Raw genomic sequence first — 19593 nt, 5'->3', positions numbered from 1 at the left:
GACGCCATGGGGTGAGGCATCGCCCTGTAAGGGGCATAAAAAAGCCGACCTGGCGGTCGGCTTTGTATCAGCATTTACATCATTCTACCGGCTGTGGTCGTGTTGCCGGGGCGCTGGCGTGACGTGTGGCGCTGTGTCCGCCTGCTGCGCCTTTACCTTCAAAGTGGAAGGAAGGGCGCTGCCAGTCGCTATGGTGCGGGGTTTCCGGCACATATTCCGGCGCTGGCGCACGCGTCATCGGCGCGCTGGCGTGGTTATGATCGTCAACGCAGACAACGTCCTGCGGCTTTTCCACCACCTGGGCCGGTGCGATAACGGTTTCTTCTGCCGTGTGCTCCACAACAGCCGCTTCCGCTTTTGTCTCTTCTTCTGGCTCGACAACGACAACATCAGCTACGTTTTCAGCCACCGTAATGGACGCGTCGGCGGTTTCTGCTACCGGTTCGGCGTCAGCAATAACCTCTTGCGCTTCCGGCGTATCGCTTTCGACAATCAGTTGCGGCTGTTCATCAACCGGCGCGGCAATCACTTCCGGATGCGTTGTCTCGACCTCGACGACTTCCGGCGCCTGTGGTTCGGCGACGGTCTGCGGCTCAACGGCAACGTTTTCTACTGCCTGTACCGACGCTTGTGGTTCGAGCGCTACGGTCGCAGCGATAACCTGCTGTTCAGCGACAACCGGTTGTGGCAGCGCCAGATCTGCTTCACGCTGCTCTTCAACAACCTGCGTTTCCTGAGGACGGACAATCGGGTAGCGGATCCAGACTTTACCGGATGCCATTTCCGGCGACGCGCAGGCGACGGTTAACGGCATTGGCGATTGTGTCGGGTAGCGCTCGTCACGATAGCGACGGCGACGCTGACCGCTTACGCGCAGGTGGCGCGGAGAACGGCGGGAGCGACGCGGCATACCGGTATTATCGCGAGGTTCTACGCTATCATCCTGCTCCGGCGTGATATCGGCAACGACAGGTAAATCAACTTTCGCCAGCTCGGTACGCGGCGCTGGAACGGGCTGTTCAACGTTTTCAACCGGGCGTGGTTTGTCGTCGACGACCGGCGTGTCAACCGTTTCAACCACTGCGCTGTTGGTAAAGCGGACTTTCTGATTAAGCTGACGCTGCTTGCGGCGCGGCTGAACCTGCTGAACGCGTTCTTCCTGCTCGGTCTCCTGGACAGGTTGTTCTTCGCGGTTAAGCGCTTTTACTTCCTGCTGCGCCTGGCGCTTGTCATCATTGCGGCGGCGGCTGCGTTCGCGACGCGGCGTCTGTTGCTGCTCATCGCCAGTTTTCACTTTTTCCGCCGTTTCCTGCTGGCGGGTGTCGCGCGTTTCCGCATTTTGCTGCTGCGCCTGGCGACGGTTACGACGATTATCGTCGCGGCTCTCGCCGCCGTCACGTCCGGCACGGTTATCACGGGTGTCGCGGCGTTCGTTACGATCGCGACGGTTGTTCTGCCGTGGCTTGCGACGATCCTGCTGACGCTCCGCTTTTTCTTCCGCTTTCGGTGCGGCTGTTTCAACGGCTTTCGTTTCTTCACCGCTGAACAGTTGTTTCAGCGCGTTAAGGAAGCGGCTAAACAGACCCGGCTGGGCAGGCTGTGTGGCGGCAACATTATCCTTTTTCGCCGTGGCGACGCTAACCGCCGGTTCGACAGGCGTCGGCGCTGGAGGCACATCTGGCATAGCGAATGTCGCCAGCGCAGGCTGTTCCGGGCGTTTACGCTCGGCGTACTCTTCTTCAGAAGGCAGCGCCATCGCTTCTTCGTGCAGCTTCGGCAGCATGTAGCTCAGGGTCGGCGTTTCTTCCCCTTTGCGTACGCGCAGCACGGAATAGTGCGGCGTTTCCATCTGATCGTTCGGGACGATGACACAGCGGACGCCATCCTGACGCGTCTCAATAGCGTTCACTGCCGTCCGTTTTTCGTTAAGCAGATAAGAGGCGATCGGCACCGGAACAATGGCATGGACTTCCTGCGTATTCTCTTTCAGCGCTTCTTCTTCAATCAGGCGCAGAATGGACAGCGACAGAGATTCGTTATCGCGCACGGTGCCGGTACCGCTACAGCGCGGACACACGTGATGGCTGGATTCGCCCAGCGACGGGCTCAGGCGCTGACGCGACATTTCGAGCAGGCCGAAGCGGGAAATATGGCTAATCTGAATACGCGCCCGGTCCTGACGCACCGCTTCACGCAGACGGTTTTCTACCGCGCGCTGGTGACGTACCGGCGTCATATCGATAAAGTCGATAACGATCAGGCCGCCCAGGTCGCGCAGACGCAACTGGCGGGCAATCTCGTCGGCCGCTTCGAGATTGGTGTTGAACGCGGTTTCTTCGATATCGCCGCCGCGAGTCGCGCGGGCGGAGTTGATATCGATGGCGGTTAACGCTTCGGTACTGTCAATGACGATGGAGCCGCCGGAGGGCAGGCGCACTTCACGCTGGAACGCTGACTCGATCTGCGATTCGATCTGGTAATGGCTGAACAACGGGATTTCACCGGTGTACAGCTTAATTTTGCTGCTAAAATCCGGGCGGCCCAACGCGGCGATATGCTGACGCGCCATTTCCATCACTTTTGGATTGTCGATCAGGATTTCACCGATATCCTGACGCAGATAGTCGCGAAACGCGCGTACGATGACGTTGCTTTCCTGATGGATCAGGAACGGCGCGGGACGGCTTTCAGCGGCTTTCTGAATGGCTTCCCAGTGTTTCAGGCGGAAGCTTAAATCCCACTGCAACGCTTCGGCGGATTTACCCACGCCCGCGGTACGTACGATAAGCCCCATCCCTTCAGGAAGTTCCAGGCTGGCCAACGCTTCTTTTAACTCGGTACGATCGTCGCCTTCAATGCGACGGGAAATACCACCCGCGCGCGGGTTATTCGGCATCAGCACCAGGTAGCTGCCCGCCAGACTGATAAAGGTGGTTAACGCCGCGCCTTTGTTGCCGCGCTCTTCTTTATCGATTTGAACAATGACTTCCTGGCCTTCGCGTAACACGTCTTTAATGTTCGGGCGACCATGAGCGCTGTAGTTAGCGGGGAAATATTCGCGGGCAATTTCTTTTAACGGGAGGAAACCGTGACGTTCTGCGCCGTAATCAACAAAAGCCGCTTCCAGGCTCGGTTCAATACGGGTAATTTTGCCTTTATAGATGTTCGCTTTTTTCTGCTCGTGTCCGGGGCTTTCTATATCCAGATCGTACAGACGCTGCCCATCTACAAGGGCGACGCGCAACTCTTCCTGCTGAGTCGCGTTGATTAACATTCTTTTCATCGTAACTTACTCATTATTCTTACGTTGACGACTAAGCTGCGGGCATGGTGACGCCTTACCGGGCATGAACCGATGGCCTCGTGACTATTTCGCGTCGCCAACCTCACGGTTATCGTCAGCTCAAAGAGGCGCAGAGTGTCGGTTGCCTGTATTTCATACGGAAACACAGCGCAATTATCAGGGAAGCAGCCTGGGCATTACTCTCCAGAGAAGATCCTATCTACCGGTAAGGACTGCAACCCGCAGCCCGCTAACTGTCTGAAAAATCAATACGTCTTACGCCATTGCTGCGTTGATGATCGGTCAGACAAAATGGGTTATTCCGCTAAACTTTTTGTTTTAACAAGTTTCGGTGCGGAAACCGCATCATTATTCCACTGCTAACCTTGTTATAGCAAGATGACTTTTACCATTTATCACCCGCTTACTCACAGTTTTTTCACCAGCGTGAGCCAATCGCTTTAATAACCAGCAAAACCGCAGTGAAAAATGTTCATCCACTGGCGTAGACGTCTCTATAAGCATAGAAAAATGTGTGGCGCGAATCTCACAGGCTATTTAGAATCGCCCCCCATGAAAACAGAAACGCCATCCGTAAAAATTGTTGCTATCGCCGCTGACGAAGCGGGGCAACGCATTGATAACTTTTTGCGCACCCAACTGAAAGGGGTACCAAAAAGTATGATTTATCGCATCTTGCGTAAAGGCGAGGTGCGGGTGAACAAAAAACGCATTAAACCGGAATACAAACTGGAAGCGGGCGATGAAGTCCGCATTCCGCCGGTTCGCGTTGCTGAACGCGAAGAAGAGGCCGTGTCGCCGCATTTGCAAAAAGTGGCGGCGTTGGCGGACGTCATTTTGTATGAAGACGACCATATTCTGGTGCTGAATAAGCCTTCCGGCACCGCCGTACACGGCGGGAGCGGGTTAAGTTTTGGCGTCATCGAAGGGCTGCGGGCGTTGCGTCCGGAAGCGCGATTCCTGGAACTGGTGCATCGTCTTGACCGCGATACCTCCGGCGTGCTGTTGGTGGCGAAAAAACGCTCCGCGCTGCGTTCGCTGCATGAACAACTGCGCGAAAAGGGAATGCAGAAAGATTATCTGGCGCTGGTGCGCGGCCAGTGGCAATCGCACGTTAAAACCGTACAGGCGCCATTATTAAAGAACATTCTGCAAAGCGGCGAACGCATTGTTCGCGTGAGCCAGGAAGGCAAACCGTCAGAAACGCGCTTCAAGGTGGAAGAGCGCTATGCCTTCGCCACGCTGGTGCGCTGTAGCCCGGTCACGGGCCGTACGCATCAGATTCGCGTACATACCCAATATGCCGGTCACCCTATTGCGTTCGACGATCGCTACGGCGACCGTGAGTTTGATCAACAGCTTACCGAAGCGGGAACCGGTCTTAAACGTCTCTTTCTGCACGCCGCGGCGCTGAAGTTCACGCATCCGGGAACGGGCGATGTCATGCGCATTGAAGCGCCAATGGATAACGCCCTGAAGCGCAGTCTGCAGGTGCTGCGTAACGCAAAATAGTTCCTCTCTCGGGCAGGTTATCTGCCCGAATCTCACTTTTCTCATAATATTTTTGTTTTGCTGTATCCGACGCATTTTTACCGTTGTGCACTGTTTATTCTTGCGATCCGGATTTCGGCGCGTTTAAGGACGAACAGATGGCCAATACTAGCTGGATGCGCTCATTTACTCCGCGTTGGGGAAAATACGTTATCGTGCCGCTCGTGATCGCGATGTTGGCCGGTTGCGAAGGGAAGGGCGATAGTTCACGACGGGCTTTCGTTGAGTATTTGAATACGCAAATCATTACGTCTCCCGTGGTGGGCGTCTGTGAGTTGACGCCAGCCCAACGTCAGGCTTTTGGTCATTACGCCGATGACTACGATGTACTATTAGCTGCCTACGGGCAAATCTTTGCTGTGGTGTATGAGACCGGCCAGGAGGATAAGATCACCGGTGTTATTCAGTCTGAGCGTGATAATCTGGTTTTCCTGAACGAGCTACGTGTGGCTCGTGACGTAAACAATCGATTTATCCTTCGGTTGAAAAATGTGAGTAGTGAAAACAGAAAAAAATATTCTGCTTTAAAGCTCCCCTCTGATGTGAAGCCTGTTTTTGACGCTGCGTGGAATAAAACCGTAACACCGCTGGATGAGACGATGACTCGCTATTATTTTCTGCGCGGAAAGCGGCTCGACCAGCTGGTCGCAATGGGCGAGTTTCTGCAAAAACAGGGAAATAAAGTCCGCTTTGAAACGAATGGAAAAGCGGTTTTTGCCGACCTGGCAGCAAAAGAACACTTTCAGGATCAAAAATTTAATTTTTTCATTACGCAGAATGATATAAACCATCTTACTCAGCAGATGGTTGAATTTATAAATAGTCAACAAGATGCGGCGGATGCTGGCGGCGTTAATTAAAGGAATGTGTCGTGAGGTGAAGCAATGTTAGGGGGGGCGTAAACTCATCGCGAGATGGAATTTAACGAGTCGCAAAGGGAAGGTTTCAGGACAGTAAACGTCCTGAGAGTTGCTCGCGAGAATAAGTTTGTAAGCCGCTTTTGACGCCGTAGAGCGCGTCAGGCGAGTATTGAGAACATGTGTTTTTACAAAACTGAACTGAGGTGGGGAATTCATTAACGCGCACGTACACCGCTGTTGATACCCTATGGGATAAAACGCACCGTACATCGGTTCGTAATACCAATGCTTTTTTTCTGGTCGGTGAATGGATTGACCAGGAAACGGGCCCGCACGAAGAGAGTGAAGATCGGCAGGCGCTAAATTGTTCACAACAAGCGCTTTCCAGTTGGTTAGAACTGGAAGCGGTCGAAACTGCTCCCCAATAAACGGGAGATAACTACCAACACGTGCAGAAACGGCTTTTAGCGGTATTTGAAAAGCCTACAGAGTAAGCCGTTTACTGCTGTAGCGGGTTGAAGCCCTCCCGTCGCAGCATCTGGCACAGGGCAATAAGCGGCAAGCCGATCAGCGTGTTCGGATCACGACCCTCTAAGCGCTCAAATAATGCAATGCCTAAACCTTCGCTTTTAAAACTTCCCGCGCAGTGCAGCGGATGCTCTTTACGGACATAGTCGTCTATTTCCGCTTCGCTTAAATGGCGAAAATGAACGTCAAAAGGCTCCACTTCGGTTTGTAAGTGCCCGGAGGCGGAGTTATACAGTGCCAGTCCGGTATAAAACGTCACAATATTTCCGCTGGCTTTGGCTAATTGCTGACGCGCTTTTTCTTCCGTCAGCGGTTTGCCGGTGATTTCGCCGTCCAGAACACAAATTTGGTCGGAGCCAATAATCAAATGATTCGGGAAACGCGCGGCGAGCGATTGCGCCTTCGCCTGCGCCAGCCGCAGCACCAACTGACGCGGCGCTTCGCCCGGCATGGGGGTTTCATCAACATCCGGCGCGGCGCATTCGAAAGGAATCGTCAGCTTTTCCAGCAGCGCGCGACGCCAGGGAGAGGTAGACGCAAGGATGAGACGGGGCATATTTTTTCCCTCAGATATAGCGTAATGATGAGAGCCATCTTAAACTATGCTCTTCGGTCTTCAAGCCTGTCATACTGACTCGTCTTGAGCGAAAATAAGTCTGTAACCCGCAATGTGTGCGAATTATTGGCAAAAGGCAACCGCAGGCTGCCTTTTTCTTTGACTATATGACGTTACGAAGTTAATATGCGCGCCCTATGCAAAAGGTAAAATTACCCCTGACTCTTGATCCGGTTCGTACCGCTCAAAAACGCCTTGATTACCAGGGTATCTATACCCCCGATCAGGTTGAGCGCGTTGCCGAATCTGTAGTCAGTGTGGACAGTGATGTGGAATGCTCCATGTCGTTCGCTATCGATAACCAGCGTCTCGCCGTTTTAACCGGCGATGCGGTCGTTACGGTGTCGCTCGAATGCCAGCGTTGCGGGAAACCGTTTACCCATCAGGTTCACACAACGTATTGTTTTAGCCCTGTCCGTTCCGACGAGCAGGCTGAAGCACTGCCGGAAGCGTATGAGCCGATTGAGGTAAACGAATTCGGCGAAATCGATCTGCTGGCGACGGTTGAAGATGAAATCATCCTCGCCTTGCCGGTAGTTCCGGTGCATGATTCTGAACACTGTGAAGTGTCCGAGGCGGACATGGTCTTTGGCGAACTGCCTGATGAAGCGCAAAAGCCAAACCCATTTGCCGTATTAGCCAGCTTAAAGCGTAAGTAATAGGTCTTCCCCGCGGACGCAGGGATAAACCGTAATTGAGGAGTAAGGTCCATGGCCGTACAACAGAATAAACCAACCCGTTCCAAACGTGGCATGCGTCGTTCCCATGACGCTCTGACCGCAGTCACCAGCCTGTCTGTAGACAAAACTTCTGGTGAAAAACACCTGCGTCACCACATCACTGCCGACGGTTACTACCGCGGCCGTAAGGTCATCGCTAAGTAATCGCGCGATACTCGATGCCTTTTGCATCACAGGCGTGCCTGTGGTGTAAAAGCCGAGGAGTACAAGCGTGATAAAGCTTAGTGAGGATTTCTCCGCGTAAGCGGAGAACACCGAACCAGGCAGCGACGATACCTTGACACGTCTAACCCTGGCGTTAGATGTCATGGGGGGCGATTTTGGTCCTTCCGTGACGGTGCCTGCAGCATTGCAGGCACTGAACGCTAATTCGCAGCTCACTCTTCTTTTAGTCGGGAATCCCGATATTATCACGCCATTACTTGCCAAAGCTGACTTTGAACAACGTTCGCGTCTGCAGATTATCCCTGCACAGTCAGTTATTGCCAGTGATGCCCGGCCTTCGCAGGCGATCCGCGCCAGTCGCGGGACATCCATGCGTGTGGCCCTGGAGCTTGTGAAAGAAGGCCGAGCCGAAGCTTGCGTTAGCGCCGGTAATACCGGGGCGCTGATGGGGCTGGCGAAATTATTGCTCAAGCCTCTTGAGGGGATTGAGCGTCCGGCGTTGGTGACGGTATTACCGCACCAGCAAAAGGGCAAAACGGTAGTGCTTGATTTGGGTGCCAACGTCGACTGTGACAGTACCATGCTGGTGCAGTTTGCCGTGATGGGCGCCGTTTTGGCGGAAGAGGTCGTCGGGATCAAAAATCCCCGCGTGGCGCTACTCAATATCGGGGAAGAAGAAACCAAAGGCCTCGACAGTATTCGCGAAGCCTCTTTAATGTTAAAAACAGTCCCAACCATCAATTACATCGGCTACCTTGAGGCGAATGAGTTACTGACGGGAAAAACCGATGTACTGGTGTGTGACGGCTTTACAGGCAATGTCACACTTAAAACGATGGAGGGGGTTGTCAGAATGTTCCTTTCACTGCTGAAATCACAGGGCGAGGGGAAAAAACGGTCGTGGTGGCTGCTGTTATTAAAACGTTGGTTACAAAAAAGCCTGACGAGGCGATTCAGTCACCTCAACCCCGACCAGTATAATGGCGCCTGTCTGTTAGGATTGCGCGGCACGGTGATAAAAAGTCATGGTGCGGCCAATCAGCGAGCATTTGCAGTCGCGATTGAACAGGCAGTGCAGGCGGTGCAGCGACAAGTTCCTCAGCGAATTGCCGCTCGCCTGGAATCTGTATACCCAGCCGGATTTGAACCGCTGGACGATGGCAAAGGCGTAAACCTGCGGGCGCACAGATAATATCGCTGTCTCCCCGGCGCCGCCAGCGTGCCAGACGTTTACAGGTAACGGTATATAACCGAAAAGTGACTGAGCGTACATGTATACGAAGATTATTGGTACTGGCAGCTATCTGCCCGAACAAGTGCGGACTAACGCCGATCTGGAAAAAATGGTTGAGACCTCTGACGAGTGGATTGTCACTCGTACAGGTATTCGTGAACGCCATATCGCCGCGCCGAATGAAACTGTCGCGACGATGGGCTTTACCGCTGCGAATCGCGCGATTGAGATGGCGGGGATCGATAAAGACCAAATTGGCTTGATTGTGGTGGCTACCACATCAGCAACGCATGCATTTCCAAGCGCGGCATGTCAGATTCAAAGTATGCTCGGTATTAAAGGTTGCCCGGCGTTTGATGTCGCGGCAGCGTGCGCAGGTTTCACCTACGCGTTAAGCATCGCCGACCAGTACGTTAAATCCGGCGCGGTTAAACACGCGCTGGTGGTCGGTTCCGATGTATTAGCCCGCACTTGCGATCCTGGCGATCGCGGTACGATCATTATTTTCGGCGATGGCGCAGGCGCGGCCGTACTGAGCGCTTCTGAAGAACCGGGTATTATCTCCACTCATCTTCATGCCGATGGCCGTTACGGTGAATTACTGACCCTGCCGAATGCCGATCGCGTAAATCCGGATAACCCGATTTACCTGACAATGGCGGGCAATGAAGTCTTTAAAGTGGCGGTCACTGAACTGGCGCATATTGTCGATGAGACGCTGGCGGCTAATAACCTGGATCGCTCAGAACTCGATTGGCTGGTGCCGCATCAGGCTAACCTGCGTATCATTAGCGCGACAGCGAAAAAACTCGGCATGTCGATGGACAATGTCGTCGTCACGCTGGACAGGCACGGCAATACCTCCGCGGCTTCTGTGCCGTGCGCGCTGGATGAAGCCGTGCGTGACGGGCGAATTAAAGCCGGTCAGCTGGTATTGCTTGAAGCCTTCGGGGGTGGATTCACCTGGGGCTCCGCGCTGATTCGTTTCTAGTATAAGGATTTAAACATGACGCAATTTGCATTTGTGTTCCCCGGTCAGGGTTCTCAGAGCGTTGGGATGTTGGCCGAAATGGCGGCAAATTACCCTATCGTAGAAGAAACGTTTGCTGAAGCTTCTGCGGCTCTGGGATATGATCTGTGGGCGCTCACCCAGCAAGGTCCAGCGGAAGAACTGAATAAAACCTGGCAGACGCAGCCGGCGTTATTAACCGCTTCCGTCGCGCTTTGGCGCGTTTGGCAGCAGCAGGGCGGTAAAATGCCTGCGTTAATGGCAGGTCACAGCCTGGGCGAATATTCCGCGCTGGTTTGCGCTGGCGTCATCAACTTTGCTGATGCCGTTCGTCTGGTGGAAATGCGTGGTAAATTCATGCAGGAAGCGGTTCCGGAAGGTACTGGCGGCATGTCTGCGATCATCGGGCTGGATGATGCCTCTATTGCTAAAGCCTGTGAAGAATCTGCCGAAGGGCAGGTTGTTTCGCCGGTTAACTTTAACTCGCCGGGACAGGTGGTTATCGCCGGGCATAAAGAGGCGGTAGAACGCGCGGGCGCAGCCTGTAAAGCCGCTGGCGCGAAACGCGCGCTGCCGCTGCCGGTGAGCGTACCGTCGCACTGCGCGCTGATGAAACCAGCGGCAGATAAGCTGGCGGTTGAATTAGCCAAAATTACCTTTAGCGCGCCAACGGTGCCGGTAGTAAACAACGTTGACGTGAAATGTGAAACCGATGCCGCCGCTATCCGCGATGCGCTGGTTCGCCAGTTGTACAATCCGGTACAGTGGACGAAGAGCGTGGAATTTATCGCGGCGCAGGGCGTTGAACATCTTTATGAAGTGGGTCCAGGTAAAGTCCTCACTGGTCTGACGAAACGTATTGTCGACACCCTGACAGCGTCGGCGCTGAACGAGCCGGCGGCGCTGTCTGCGGCACTTACGCAATAAAAGAGGAAAACCATGAGCTTTGAAGGAAAGATTGCGCTGGTGACTGGTGCAAGCCGTGGCATAGGCCGCGCAATTGCAGAGACTCTCGTTGCCCACGGCGCGAAAGTTATCGGGACTGCGACCAGTGAAAATGGTGCGAAGAACATTAGCGACTATTTAGGTGCTAACGGGAAAGGTTTGATGTTGAATGTGACCGATCCTGCATCTATTGAATCTGTTCTGGAAAATATTCGCGCAGAATTTGGTGAAGTGGATATCCTGGTTAATAATGCCGGTATCACTCGTGATAATCTGTTGATGCGAATGAAAGATGATGAGTGGAACGATATTATCGAAACCAACTTATCATCCGTTTTCCGCCTGTCAAAAGCGGTAATGCGCGCTATGATGAAAAAGCGTTGTGGTCGCATTATCACTATTGGTTCTGTGGTTGGTACCATGGGAAATGCAGGTCAGGCAAACTACGCTGCGGCGAAAGCGGGCCTGATCGGTTTCAGTAAATCACTGGCGCGTGAAGTTGCGTCCCGTGGTATTACTGTCAATGTTGTGGCTCCGGGTTTTATTGAAACGGACATGACGCGTGCGCTGTCTGACGATCAGCGTGCGGGTATCCTGGCGCAGGTGCCTGCGGGTCGCCTCGGCGGCGCTCAGGAAATCGCCAGTGCGGTTGCATTTTTAGCCTCTGACGAAGCGAGTTACATCACTGGTGAGACTCTGCACGTCAACGGCGGAATGTACATGGTTTAATCACGATTGAAAAATATTTGCGTTATTAGGGCGAAAGGCCGCAAAATAACGTAAAATCGTGGTAAGACCTGCCGGGATTTAGTTGCAAATTTTTCAACATTTTATACACTACGAAAACCATCGCGAAAGCGAGTTTTGATAGGAAATTTAAGAGTATGAGCACTATCGAAGAACGCGTTAAGAAAATTATCGGCGAACAGCTGGGCGTTAAGCAGGAAGAAGTAACCAACAATGCTTCTTTCGTTGAAGACCTGGGCGCAGATTCTCTTGACACCGTTGAGCTGGTAATGGCTCTGGAAGAAGAGTTTGATACTGAGATTCCGGACGAAGAAGCTGAGAAAATCACCACCGTTCAGGCTGCCATTGATTACATCAACGGCCACCAGGCGTAAGTGAACATCTCCAGGCGGTCGTTCGACCGCCTGAGTTTTATCTTTTTGTCCCACTAGAATCATTTTCCCTCCCTGGAGGACAACCGTGTCTAAGCGTCGTGTAGTTGTGACCGGACTGGGCATGTTGTCTCCTGTCGGCAATACCGTAGAGTCTACCTGGAAAGCTCTCCTTGCCGGTCAGAGTGGCATCAGCCTGATCGACCATTTCGATACTAGCGCCTATGCAACGAAATTTGCTGGCTTAGTAAAGGATTTTAACTGTGATGACATTATCTCGCGCAAAGAACAGCGCAAGATGGATGCCTTCATTCAATATGGAATTGTCGCTGGCGTACAGGCCATGCAGGATTCTGGCCTTGAAGTGACGGAAGAGAACGCAAGCCGTATTGGCGCCGCTATCGGCTCCGGTATCGGTGGTCTCGGTCTGATCGAAGAAAACCACAGTTCGCTGGTAAAAGGCGGACCGCGTAAGATTAGCCCGTTCTTTGTCCCGTCGACGATTGTTAACATGGTAGCAGGCCATCTGACTATCATGTATGGCCTGCGTGGGCCAAGCATCTCTATTGCGACTGCCTGTACTTCAGGCGTGCATAACATCGGCCATGCCGCGCGTATCATCGCCTATGGCGATGCGGACGCGATGGTGGCAGGTGGCGCAGAAAAAGCCAGTACGCCGCTGGGCGTAGGCGGTTTTGGCGCAGCGCGCGCGCTGTCGACCCGCAACGATAACCCACAGGCGGCGAGCCGTCCGTGGGATAAAGAACGCGATGGTTTTGTACTGGGCGACGGTGCCGGTATGTTGGTGCTTGAAGAGTACGAACATGCAAAAGCGCGTGGTGCGAAAATCTATGCTGAAATCGTCGGCTTTGGTATGAGCAGCGATGCTTACCATATGACGTCGCCGCCGGAAAATGGCGCAGGCGCTGCGCTGGCGATGGTTAACGCGTTGCGTGATGCCGCGATTGAGCCTGCTCAGATTGGCTACGTCAACGCGCATGGCACGTCGACGCCTGCCGGCGACAAAGCTGAGACGCAGGCGGTTAAGTCAGTCTTTGGCGATGCCGCAAGCCGAGTGATGGTGAGCTCGACCAAATCGATGACCGGCCATCTGTTGGGCGCCGCAGGCGCAGTAGAGTCTATTTTCTCTATTCTGGCGCTACGCGATCAGGCCATTCCGCCAACCATTAATCTGGATAACCCGGATGAAGGTTGCGATCTGGACTTCGTGCCGCATGAAGCGCGCCAGGTCAGCGATCTGGAGTACGCTCTGTGTAACTCCTTTGGCTTTGGCGGAACTAACGGTTCCTTGATCTTTAAAAAGATCTAAGTTAAGCCAGAGACAGACATTAATAAAAAGGTCCGCTTGTCGGGCCTTTTTTATCAGGCATATCACCTCTTGTTCTGCGTTATTCATCCTGCCACACTAGCAGGCGACGGATAAGGAGCCACTATGTTTTTAATTAATGGCCATGCGCAGGATCAACTTGCTGTAAGCGACCGGGCGACGCAGTTCGGCGATGGCAGTTTTACGACCGCACGTATTGTTGATGGCAACATTTGCCATCTGGAAGCGCATCTTCAGCGCTTGCAGGTTGCCTGTGAAAAATTACGGATCGCTTTTAGCCATTGGGCGACCCTTCGGCAAGAGATGACAATGTTGGCCACAGGGCATGATTCAGGCGTGTTGAAAGTGATCATTAGCCGTGGCAGCGGCGGCCGGGGATACAGCGCCATGAATTGTCAGGCAGCTACCCGAATCCTCTCCGTTTCTGCTTATCCCGCTTATTATTCTCAGTGGCGTAAGCAAGGCATCACTCTTACCCTTAGTCCCATACCGCTTGGGCGCAATCCTTATCTTGCCGGATTAAAACATCTGAACCGCCTCGAACAGGTGTTGATTCGCTCTCATCTTGAGCAGACGGACGCCGATGAGGCGCTGGTTCTTGACAGCGAGGGATGGGTTACGGAATGCTGTGCGGCTAATTTGTTCTGGCGTACAGGCGACATTGTTTTTACGCCGCGTCTGGATCAGGCCGGGGTGAACGGCATTATGCGACAATTTTGTTTACGCCAACTGGCGCAATCTCCTTTCCAGGTTCTTGAAGTACAGGCGAGAGAGGAGGCAGTCAGGCAGGCGGATGAGATTATCATCTGCAACGCGCTAATGCCGATTATTCCCATACGCGCCTATCACGGGACGTCGTATTCTTCGCGAACACTGTTTCAATTTTTAGCCCCATTTTGTGAGCATCCGAATTAGTTATGAAAAAATTGTCAGGCGTTTTCCTTCTGCTGTTGGTTGTACTGGGTATTGCCGCGGGCGTGGGGATGTGGAAAGTTCGCCATCTGGCGAACAGCACGTTACTTATTAAAAACGAGACTATCTTTACGCTCAAGGCGGGAACGGGGCGGCTGGCGCTTGGCGACCAGCTTTATGATGAAAAAATCATTAATCGCCCCCGGGTATTTCAGTGGCTGCTGCGCGTGGAGCCTGAGTTATCGCACTTTAAAGCAGGAACTTACCGTTTTACGCCGGGGATGACCGTACGGGAGATGCTTGAGTTGCTGGAGAGCGGCAAAGAAGCGCAATTCCCGTTGCGGTTTGTGGAAGGGATGCGCCTTAGCGATTACCTGAAACAGTTACGAGAGGCGCCGTATATTCGCCATACATTGCCGGATGATGACTATGCCACTGTCGCTCAGGCATTAAAGCTTGCGCACCCGGAATGGGTAGAAGGGTGGTTCTGGCCTGATACCTGGATGTATACCGCCAACACCAGCGATGTCGCTATTCTCAAGCGAGCGCATCAAAAGATGGTGAAAGCTGTCGATACTGTCTGGAAAGGTCGGGCCGAGGGGCTGCCTTATAAAGATCAGAACCAACTGGTGACAATGGCCTCGATTATTGAAAAAGAGACGGCTGTCGCCAGCGAACGCGATCAGGTGGCCTCAGTCTTTATTAATCGCCTGAGAATCGGTATGCGCCTTCAGACCGATCCCACCGTGATTTACGGGATGGGGACGAGTTATAATGGTAACTTGTCGCGTGCGGATCTGGAAAAGCCGACGGCTTATAACACGTATACCATAACCGGGCTGCCGCCAGGACCGATTGCATCGCCCAGCGAAGCGTCATTGCAGGCGGCGGCGCATCCGGCGAAAACGCCGTATCTCTATTTTGTGGCCGACGGTAAAGGCGGTCACACATTTAACACCAATCTTGCCAGCCATAATCGGTCAGTGCAGGAGTACCTGAAAGTGCTTAAGGAAAAAAATGGGCAGTAATTATATCGTCATCGAGGGCCTGGAAGGCGCCGGAAAAACCACTGCGCGCGACGTGGTGGTGGAGACCCTTGAGCAACTGGGTATTCGTAATATGATTTTTACCCGTGAGCCGGGCGGTACGCAGCTTGCCGAAAAACTAAGAAGTCTGGTATTGGATATCCGATCGGTAGGCGACGAAGTGATTACCGATAAAGCGGAAGTGCTGATGTTTTATGCTGCTCGCGTACAGCTCGTCGAAACGGTAATCAAACCCGCGCTGGCGCAAGGCATATGGGTGATCGGCGATCGCCACGATCTCTCGACCCAGGCGTATCAGGGGGGAGGGCGCGGCATTGATCAAACCATGCTGGCGACACTACGCGATGCCGTGCTGGGCGATTTTCGCCCTGACCTGACGCTGTATCTGGATGTCACGCCGGAAGTCGGGCTAAAACGCGCCAGAGCGCGCGGCGATTTGGATCGCATTGAGCAGGAATCTTTTGATTTCTTTAACCGGACTCGCGCGCGCTATCTGGAACTGGCGGCGCAAGACTCGCGTATCCGCACCATTGACGCGACCCAGCCGCTGGATGCCGTCATGCGCGACATTCGCGCCACGGTGACGAAGTGGGTGCAGGAGCAAGCGGCATGAAATGGTATCCATGGTTACGGCCCGCCTATGAAAAACTGGTAGAAAGTTACCAGGCGGGACGTGGGCACCATGCGCTACTGATTCAGGCCTTACCTGGCATGGGCGACGAGGCGCTGTGCTATGCGCTGAGCCGTTATCTGTTATGCCAGCAGCCTGAGGGCCACAAAAGCTGTGGGCATTGCCGTGGCTGTCAGCTTATGCAGGCTGGCACGCATCCGGACTATTACACGCTGACGCCGGATAAAGGCAAAAGCAGCCTCGGCGTAGATGCGGTACGCGAGGTCAGCGAGAAATTGTACGAGCACTCCCGTCTGGGCGGCGCGAAGGTGGTGTGGATTGCGGATGCGGCGCTATTAACCGACGCCGCCGCCAATGCGTTGCTCAAAACGCTGGAAGAGCCGCCGGAGCAAACCTGGTTTTTCCTTGCCAGCCCGGAGCCTGCTCGTCTGTTGGCGACATTACGCAGCCGCTGCCGGCTGCATCATCTGGCGCCGCCGTCCGAATCGTATGCGATGTCATGGCTATCGCGAGAAGTGACGGCGTCACAAGAAGCATTGCTCACGGCGCTACGCCTGAACGCGGGGTCGCCCGGCGCCGCGCTGGCGCTGTTGCAGTCTGAACGTTGGGCGCAGCGTGAGGCGCTGTGTCAGGCGTTGATGGACAGTTTACATACGGGCGACTGGTATGCGGTATTAACGGCGCTCAATCATGAGCAAGCCCCGGCGCGCCTGCATTGGCTGGCGACGCTGCTGGTAGACGCGCTGAAACGTCAGCACGGCGCGTCGTACCTGACAAACGTTGATGCGGACGCGGTTGTTGCCGCGCTGGCGGGGCCGCTATCCCCGGCGCGTATTCAGGCAATCCTGAACGATGTTTGCCATTGTCGTGATCAATTACTTCATGTGACCGGATTAAACCGCGAACTGGTATTAACCGATCTCATTCTCCGCATCGAGCATTACCTGCAACCAGGCACCTTGTTGCCTGTTCCTCATCTTTGAGAGAGACATTATGTTTTTAGTCGACTCACACTGCCATCTTGATGGTCTGGATTATCAATCTTTGCATAAGGACGTGGACGATGTGCTGGCGAAAGCCGCCGCGCGCGATGTGAAGTTCTGTTTAGCGGTGGCGACGACGCTGCCGGGGTATCGCCATATGCGCAAGCTGGTGGGCAAGCGCGATAATGTGGTCTTTTCCTGCGGCGTGCATCCGTTAAATCAGGATGAAGCATATGACGTAGAAGAACTGCGCCTCCTTGCTGCAGAAGACGATGTGGTGGCGATGGGCGAGACCGGGCTTGATTACTTTTACACGCCTGAGACCAAAATCCGCCAGCAGGCGTCTTTTATTCATCATATCCAGATTGGCCGCGAATTGCATAAACCGGTGATTGTCCATACTCGCGACGCGCGTGCCGATACGCTGGCTATCCTGCGCGAAGAAAAAGTGACGGATTGCGGCGGCGTACTACACTGTTTTACAGAAGACAGAGAAACGGCCGGCAAATTGCTGGATCTGGGGTTTTATATCTCTTTTTCCGGCATCGTAACGTTCCGTAACGCTGAACAGTTGCGTGATGCGGCGCGCTATGTGCCGCTGGATCGGTTGTTAGTCGAGACCGATTCTCCTTATCTGGCGCCGGTGCCGCATCGCGGTAAAGAGAACCAGCCTGCGATGGTACGCGACGTCGCAGAATATATGGCGGTATTGAAAGGGGTTGCCGTTGAAGAACTGGCGCAGATCACCACCGATAACTTTGCTCGCCTGTTCCATATTGACGCGTCTCGCCTGTCATCAATCCGTTAAACGAGTTTTTTTAAAGCTCGTAATTAATAAGCAAAGCGCGTAAAGTTCACCGCCACAAAAGGGGCGGTGAGCGAGCTTATGGAAACATTCGGAAACTCATTTTGGCAGAATGTGATACTTTTTAGGCTATCTGGCGCTGAAACGTGATAGCCGTCAAACAAAATCAGACGTATTTATTTTACTCTGTGTAATAAATAAAAGGGCACTTAGATGTCCTGTCCACGGCGGGGTTCTCCCCCCTCGCCAATGCGTGAGAACGTAGAAAAGCACAAATACTCAGGAGCACTCTCAATTATGTTTAAGAATGCATTTGCTAACCTGCAAAAGGTCGGTAAATCGCTGATGCTGCCGGTATCCGTACTCCCTATCGCAGGTATCCTGCTGGGTGTCGGTTCCGCTAACTTCAGCTGGCTGCCAGCCGTTGTATCGCACGTTATGGCAGAAGCGGGCGGATCTGTTTTTGCCAATATGCCGCTGATTTTCGCTATCGGCGTGGCGTTGGGCTTTACCAACAACGACGGCGTTTCGGCTCTGGCGGCGGTAGTAGCGTATGGCATCATGGTGAAAACCATGGCTGTGGTTGCGCCGCTGGTTCTGCATTTACCTGCTGAAGAGATCGCCGCTAAACACCTTGCTGATACGGGTGTTCTCGGGGGGATTATCTCCGGTGCGATCGCAGCGTATATGTTTAACCGCTTCTACCGTATCAAACTGCCTGAGTATCTGGGCTTCTTTGCGGGCAAACGCTTCGTGCCGATCATTTCGGGTCTGGCCGCTATTTTTACCGGTGTGGTGCTGTCTTTCGTATGGCCGCCAATCGGTACGGCTATCCAGGCGTTCTCGCAGTGGGCGGCTTATCAGAACCCGGTTGTCGCGTTTGGTATTTACGGTTTTATCGAGCGTTGCCTGGTGCCGTTTGGTCTGCATCATATCTGGAACGTTCCTTTCCAGATGCAGATCGGCGAATACACCAACGCAGCGGGTCAGGTATTCCACGGCGACATTCCGCGCTATATGGCGGGCGACCCGACGGCAGGTATGTTGTCTGGCGGCTTCCTGTTCAAAATGTACGGTCTGCCGGCTGCGGCCATTGCTATCTGGCACTCTGCTAAACCGGAAAACCGCGCAAAAGTGGGCGGTATCATGATTTCCGCCGCGCTGACCTCGTTTTTGACGGGTATTACCGAGCCTATCGAGTTCTCCTTCATGTTCGTGGCGCCGATCCTGTACATCATTCACGCGATTCTGGCAGGTCTGGCATTCCCGATCTGTATCCTGCTGGGGATGCGTGACGGTACGTCGTTCTCCCACGGTCTGATCGACTTTATCGTGCTGTCCGGTAACAGCAGCAAATTGTGGCTGTTCCCGATTGTTGGCGCCGGTTATGCGATTGTGTACTACACCGTGTTCCGCGTGCTGATCAAAGCGCTGGATCTGAAAACGCCGGGTCGTGAAGACACTACTGATGACGCAAAAGCGGGCGCGACCAGCGAAATGGCGCCGGCTTTGGTTGCGGCGTTTGGCGGTAAAGAGAACATTACTAACCTGGATGCCTGTATCACGCGTCTGCGCGTGAGCGTAGCCGATGTAGCGAAAGTGGATCAGGCTGGCCTGAAGAAACTGGGCGCGGCAGGCGTTGTCGTCGCGGGTTCCGGCGTTCAGGCTATTTTCGGTACGAAATCCGATAACCTGAAAACGGAAATGGATGAGTACATCCGTAACAGCTAAGCAGTAATGATGTTGGGGAGAATTAAGGCAGCCATTCGGCTGCCTTTTTTTAATGGCGCTTTACATG

The 19593-nt window shown here is 53.7% G+C and carries 19 protein-coding genes; 17 read left to right on the top strand and 2 right to left on the bottom strand.

Annotation, left to right across the window (positions count from 1 at the left end):
• Positions 1 to 79: 79 nt before the first annotated feature.
• Complete coding sequence (gene rne / locus EOS97_RS23545; protein WP_000827473.1) at positions 80 to 3283, bottom strand: ribonuclease E; 3204 nt, start codon at positions 3281 to 3283, stop codon at positions 80 to 82.
• A gap of 573 nt (positions 3284 to 3856) precedes the next feature.
• Between rne and rluC the strand changes: the two genes are divergently transcribed.
• The 3 genes from rluC to EOS97_RS23525 all read left to right on the top strand — a co-directional run bounded on the left by rluC (position 3857) and on the right by EOS97_RS23525 (position 6143).
• On the top strand, positions 3857 to 4816 hold the full coding sequence (rluC, locus tag EOS97_RS23535; RefSeq protein ID WP_000846315.1) for a 23S rRNA pseudouridine(955/2504/2580) synthase RluC: 960 nt from the start codon (positions 3857 to 3859) through the stop codon (positions 4814 to 4816).
• A gap of 155 nt (positions 4817 to 4971) precedes the next feature.
• A complete protein-coding gene (locus EOS97_RS23530) occupies positions 4972 to 5715 on the top strand; it encodes a DUF3053 domain-containing protein (RefSeq protein ID WP_077906519.1) in 744 nt (247 codons plus the stop codon).
• 203 nt (positions 5716 to 5918) lie between these two features.
• Positions 5919 to 6143 (top strand): hypothetical protein, encoded by a 225-nt coding sequence (locus EOS97_RS23525; RefSeq protein WP_000528430.1) that lies wholly within the window; start codon positions 5919 to 5921, stop codon positions 6141 to 6143.
• A 71-nt stretch (positions 6144 to 6214) separates the two neighbouring features.
• On the opposite strand, the gene EOS97_RS23520 is transcribed toward EOS97_RS23525, so the two are convergent.
• Positions 6215 to 6799, bottom strand: coding sequence for a nucleoside triphosphate pyrophosphatase (locus EOS97_RS23520; protein WP_001137605.1), 585 nt, complete (start codon positions 6797 to 6799; stop codon positions 6215 to 6217).
• Positions 6800 to 6996: 197 nt separating this feature from the next.
• On the opposite strand from EOS97_RS23520, the gene yceD reads away from it, so the two are divergent.
• The 14 genes from yceD to ptsG all read left to right on the top strand — a co-directional run bounded on the left by yceD (position 6997) and on the right by ptsG (position 19526).
• Positions 6997 to 7518, top strand: a complete 522-nt coding sequence (gene yceD, locus EOS97_RS23515) for a 23S rRNA accumulation protein YceD (RefSeq protein ID WP_001174492.1) — start codon at positions 6997 to 6999, stop codon at positions 7516 to 7518.
• Positions 7519 to 7569: 51 nt separating this feature from the next.
• Positions 7570 to 7743, top strand: coding sequence for a 50S ribosomal protein L32 (gene rpmF, locus EOS97_RS23510; protein ID WP_000290727.1), 174 nt, complete (start codon positions 7570 to 7572; stop codon positions 7741 to 7743).
• 133 nt (positions 7744 to 7876) lie between these two features.
• A complete protein-coding gene (gene plsX, locus EOS97_RS23505; RefSeq protein ID WP_001518286.1) occupies positions 7877 to 8956 on the top strand; it encodes a phosphate acyltransferase PlsX in 1080 nt (359 codons plus the stop codon).
• Between the two features lie 79 nt (positions 8957 to 9035).
• A complete protein-coding gene (gene fabH, locus EOS97_RS23500; RefSeq protein WP_000288148.1) occupies positions 9036 to 9989 on the top strand; it encodes a beta-ketoacyl-ACP synthase III in 954 nt (317 codons plus the stop codon).
• A 15-nt stretch (positions 9990 to 10004) separates the two neighbouring features.
• Positions 10005 to 10934 carry an ACP S-malonyltransferase gene (gene fabD / locus EOS97_RS23495; protein WP_000191343.1) on the top strand — a complete coding sequence of 310 codons (930 nt, stop codon included), beginning with the start codon at positions 10005 to 10007 and terminating at the stop codon, positions 10932 to 10934.
• Positions 10935 to 10946: 12 nt separating this feature from the next.
• Positions 10947 to 11681 carry a 3-oxoacyl-ACP reductase FabG gene (fabG, locus tag EOS97_RS23490; protein WP_000007234.1) on the top strand — a complete coding sequence of 245 codons (735 nt, stop codon included), beginning with the start codon at positions 10947 to 10949 and terminating at the stop codon, positions 11679 to 11681.
• 155 nt (positions 11682 to 11836) lie between these two features.
• The gene (gene acpP / locus EOS97_RS23485; RefSeq protein WP_000103754.1) at positions 11837 to 12073 is read left to right on the top strand and encodes an acyl carrier protein; all 237 of its coding nucleotides are present in this window, start codon (positions 11837 to 11839) and stop codon (positions 12071 to 12073) included.
• 85 nt (positions 12074 to 12158) lie between these two features.
• On the top strand, positions 12159 to 13400 hold the full coding sequence (gene fabF / locus EOS97_RS23480; protein ID WP_000044664.1) for a beta-ketoacyl-ACP synthase II: 1242 nt from the start codon (positions 12159 to 12161) through the stop codon (positions 13398 to 13400).
• Between the two features lie 123 nt (positions 13401 to 13523).
• Complete coding sequence (gene pabC / locus EOS97_RS23475; protein ID WP_000478653.1) at positions 13524 to 14333, top strand: aminodeoxychorismate lyase; 810 nt, start codon at positions 13524 to 13526, stop codon at positions 14331 to 14333.
• A 2-nt stretch (positions 14334 to 14335) separates the two neighbouring features.
• The gene (yceG, locus tag EOS97_RS23470; protein WP_000736459.1) at positions 14336 to 15358 is read left to right on the top strand and encodes a cell division protein YceG; all 1023 of its coding nucleotides are present in this window, start codon (positions 14336 to 14338) and stop codon (positions 15356 to 15358) included.
• Positions 15348 to 15989 (top strand): dTMP kinase, encoded by a 642-nt coding sequence (tmk, locus tag EOS97_RS23465; RefSeq protein ID WP_000535396.1) that lies wholly within the window; start codon positions 15348 to 15350, stop codon positions 15987 to 15989. Before yceG ends, tmk begins: the two co-directional genes overlap by 11 nt.
• On the top strand, positions 15986 to 16990 hold the full coding sequence (holB, locus tag EOS97_RS23460) for a DNA polymerase III subunit delta' (protein ID WP_000872453.1): 1005 nt from the start codon (positions 15986 to 15988) through the stop codon (positions 16988 to 16990). The genes tmk and holB overlap by 4 nt, the downstream gene beginning before the upstream one ends.
• A 10-nt stretch (positions 16991 to 17000) precedes the next feature.
• Positions 17001 to 17798 (top strand): metal-dependent hydrolase, encoded by a 798-nt coding sequence (locus tag EOS97_RS23455; RefSeq protein ID WP_000480277.1) that lies wholly within the window; start codon positions 17001 to 17003, stop codon positions 17796 to 17798.
• 294 nt (positions 17799 to 18092) lie between these two features.
• Positions 18093 to 19526, top strand: coding sequence for a PTS glucose transporter subunit IIBC (gene ptsG, locus EOS97_RS23450; RefSeq protein WP_000475705.1), 1434 nt, complete (start codon positions 18093 to 18095; stop codon positions 19524 to 19526).
• Positions 19527 to 19593 lie beyond the last annotated feature (67 nt).

Source organism: Salmonella sp. SSDFZ54, assembly GCF_004010735.1.
Lineage (GTDB): Bacteria > Pseudomonadota > Gammaproteobacteria > Enterobacterales > Enterobacteriaceae > Salmonella > Salmonella enterica.
This window is presented reverse-complemented; position numbering and strand designations above follow the sequence as displayed.

Bases quoted from the DNA above. Each gene is read 5' to 3' on its own strand.
- yceD (WP_001174492.1), top strand. From the start codon at position 6,997: ATGCAAAAGGTAAAATTACCCCTGACTCTTGATCCGGTTCGTACCGCT.
- pabC (WP_000478653.1), top strand. From the start codon at position 13,524: ATGTTTTTAATTAATGGCCATGCGCAGGATCAACTTGCTGTAAGCGAC.
- holB (WP_000872453.1), top strand. From the start codon at position 15,986: ATGAAATGGTATCCATGGTTACGGCCCGCCTATGAAAAACTGGTAGAA.
- fabH (WP_000288148.1), top strand. From the start codon at position 9,036: ATGTATACGAAGATTATTGGTACTGGCAGCTATCTGCCCGAACAAGTG.
- rne (WP_000827473.1), bottom strand. From the start codon at position 3,283: ATGAAAAGAATGTTAATCAACGCGACTCAGCAGGAAGAGTTGCGCGTC.
- fabG (WP_000007234.1), top strand. From the start codon at position 10,947: ATGAGCTTTGAAGGAAAGATTGCGCTGGTGACTGGTGCAAGCCGTGGC.
- EOS97_RS23520 (WP_001137605.1), bottom strand. From the start codon at position 6,799: ATGCCCCGTCTCATCCTTGCGTCTACCTCTCCCTGGCGTCGCGCGCTG.
- rpmF (WP_000290727.1), top strand. From the start codon at position 7,570: ATGGCCGTACAACAGAATAAACCAACCCGTTCCAAACGTGGCATGCGT.
- acpP (WP_000103754.1), top strand. From the start codon at position 11,837: ATGAGCACTATCGAAGAACGCGTTAAGAAAATTATCGGCGAACAGCTG.
- EOS97_RS23455 (WP_000480277.1), top strand. From the start codon at position 17,001: ATGTTTTTAGTCGACTCACACTGCCATCTTGATGGTCTGGATTATCAA.
- rluC (WP_000846315.1), top strand. From the start codon at position 3,857: ATGAAAACAGAAACGCCATCCGTAAAAATTGTTGCTATCGCCGCTGAC.
- ptsG (WP_000475705.1), top strand. From the start codon at position 18,093: ATGTTTAAGAATGCATTTGCTAACCTGCAAAAGGTCGGTAAATCGCTG.
- yceG (WP_000736459.1), top strand. From the start codon at position 14,336: ATGAAAAAATTGTCAGGCGTTTTCCTTCTGCTGTTGGTTGTACTGGGT.
- tmk (WP_000535396.1), top strand. From the start codon at position 15,348: ATGGGCAGTAATTATATCGTCATCGAGGGCCTGGAAGGCGCCGGAAAA.
- fabD (WP_000191343.1), top strand. From the start codon at position 10,005: ATGACGCAATTTGCATTTGTGTTCCCCGGTCAGGGTTCTCAGAGCGTT.
- EOS97_RS23530 (WP_077906519.1), top strand. From the start codon at position 4,972: ATGCGCTCATTTACTCCGCGTTGGGGAAAATACGTTATCGTGCCGCTC.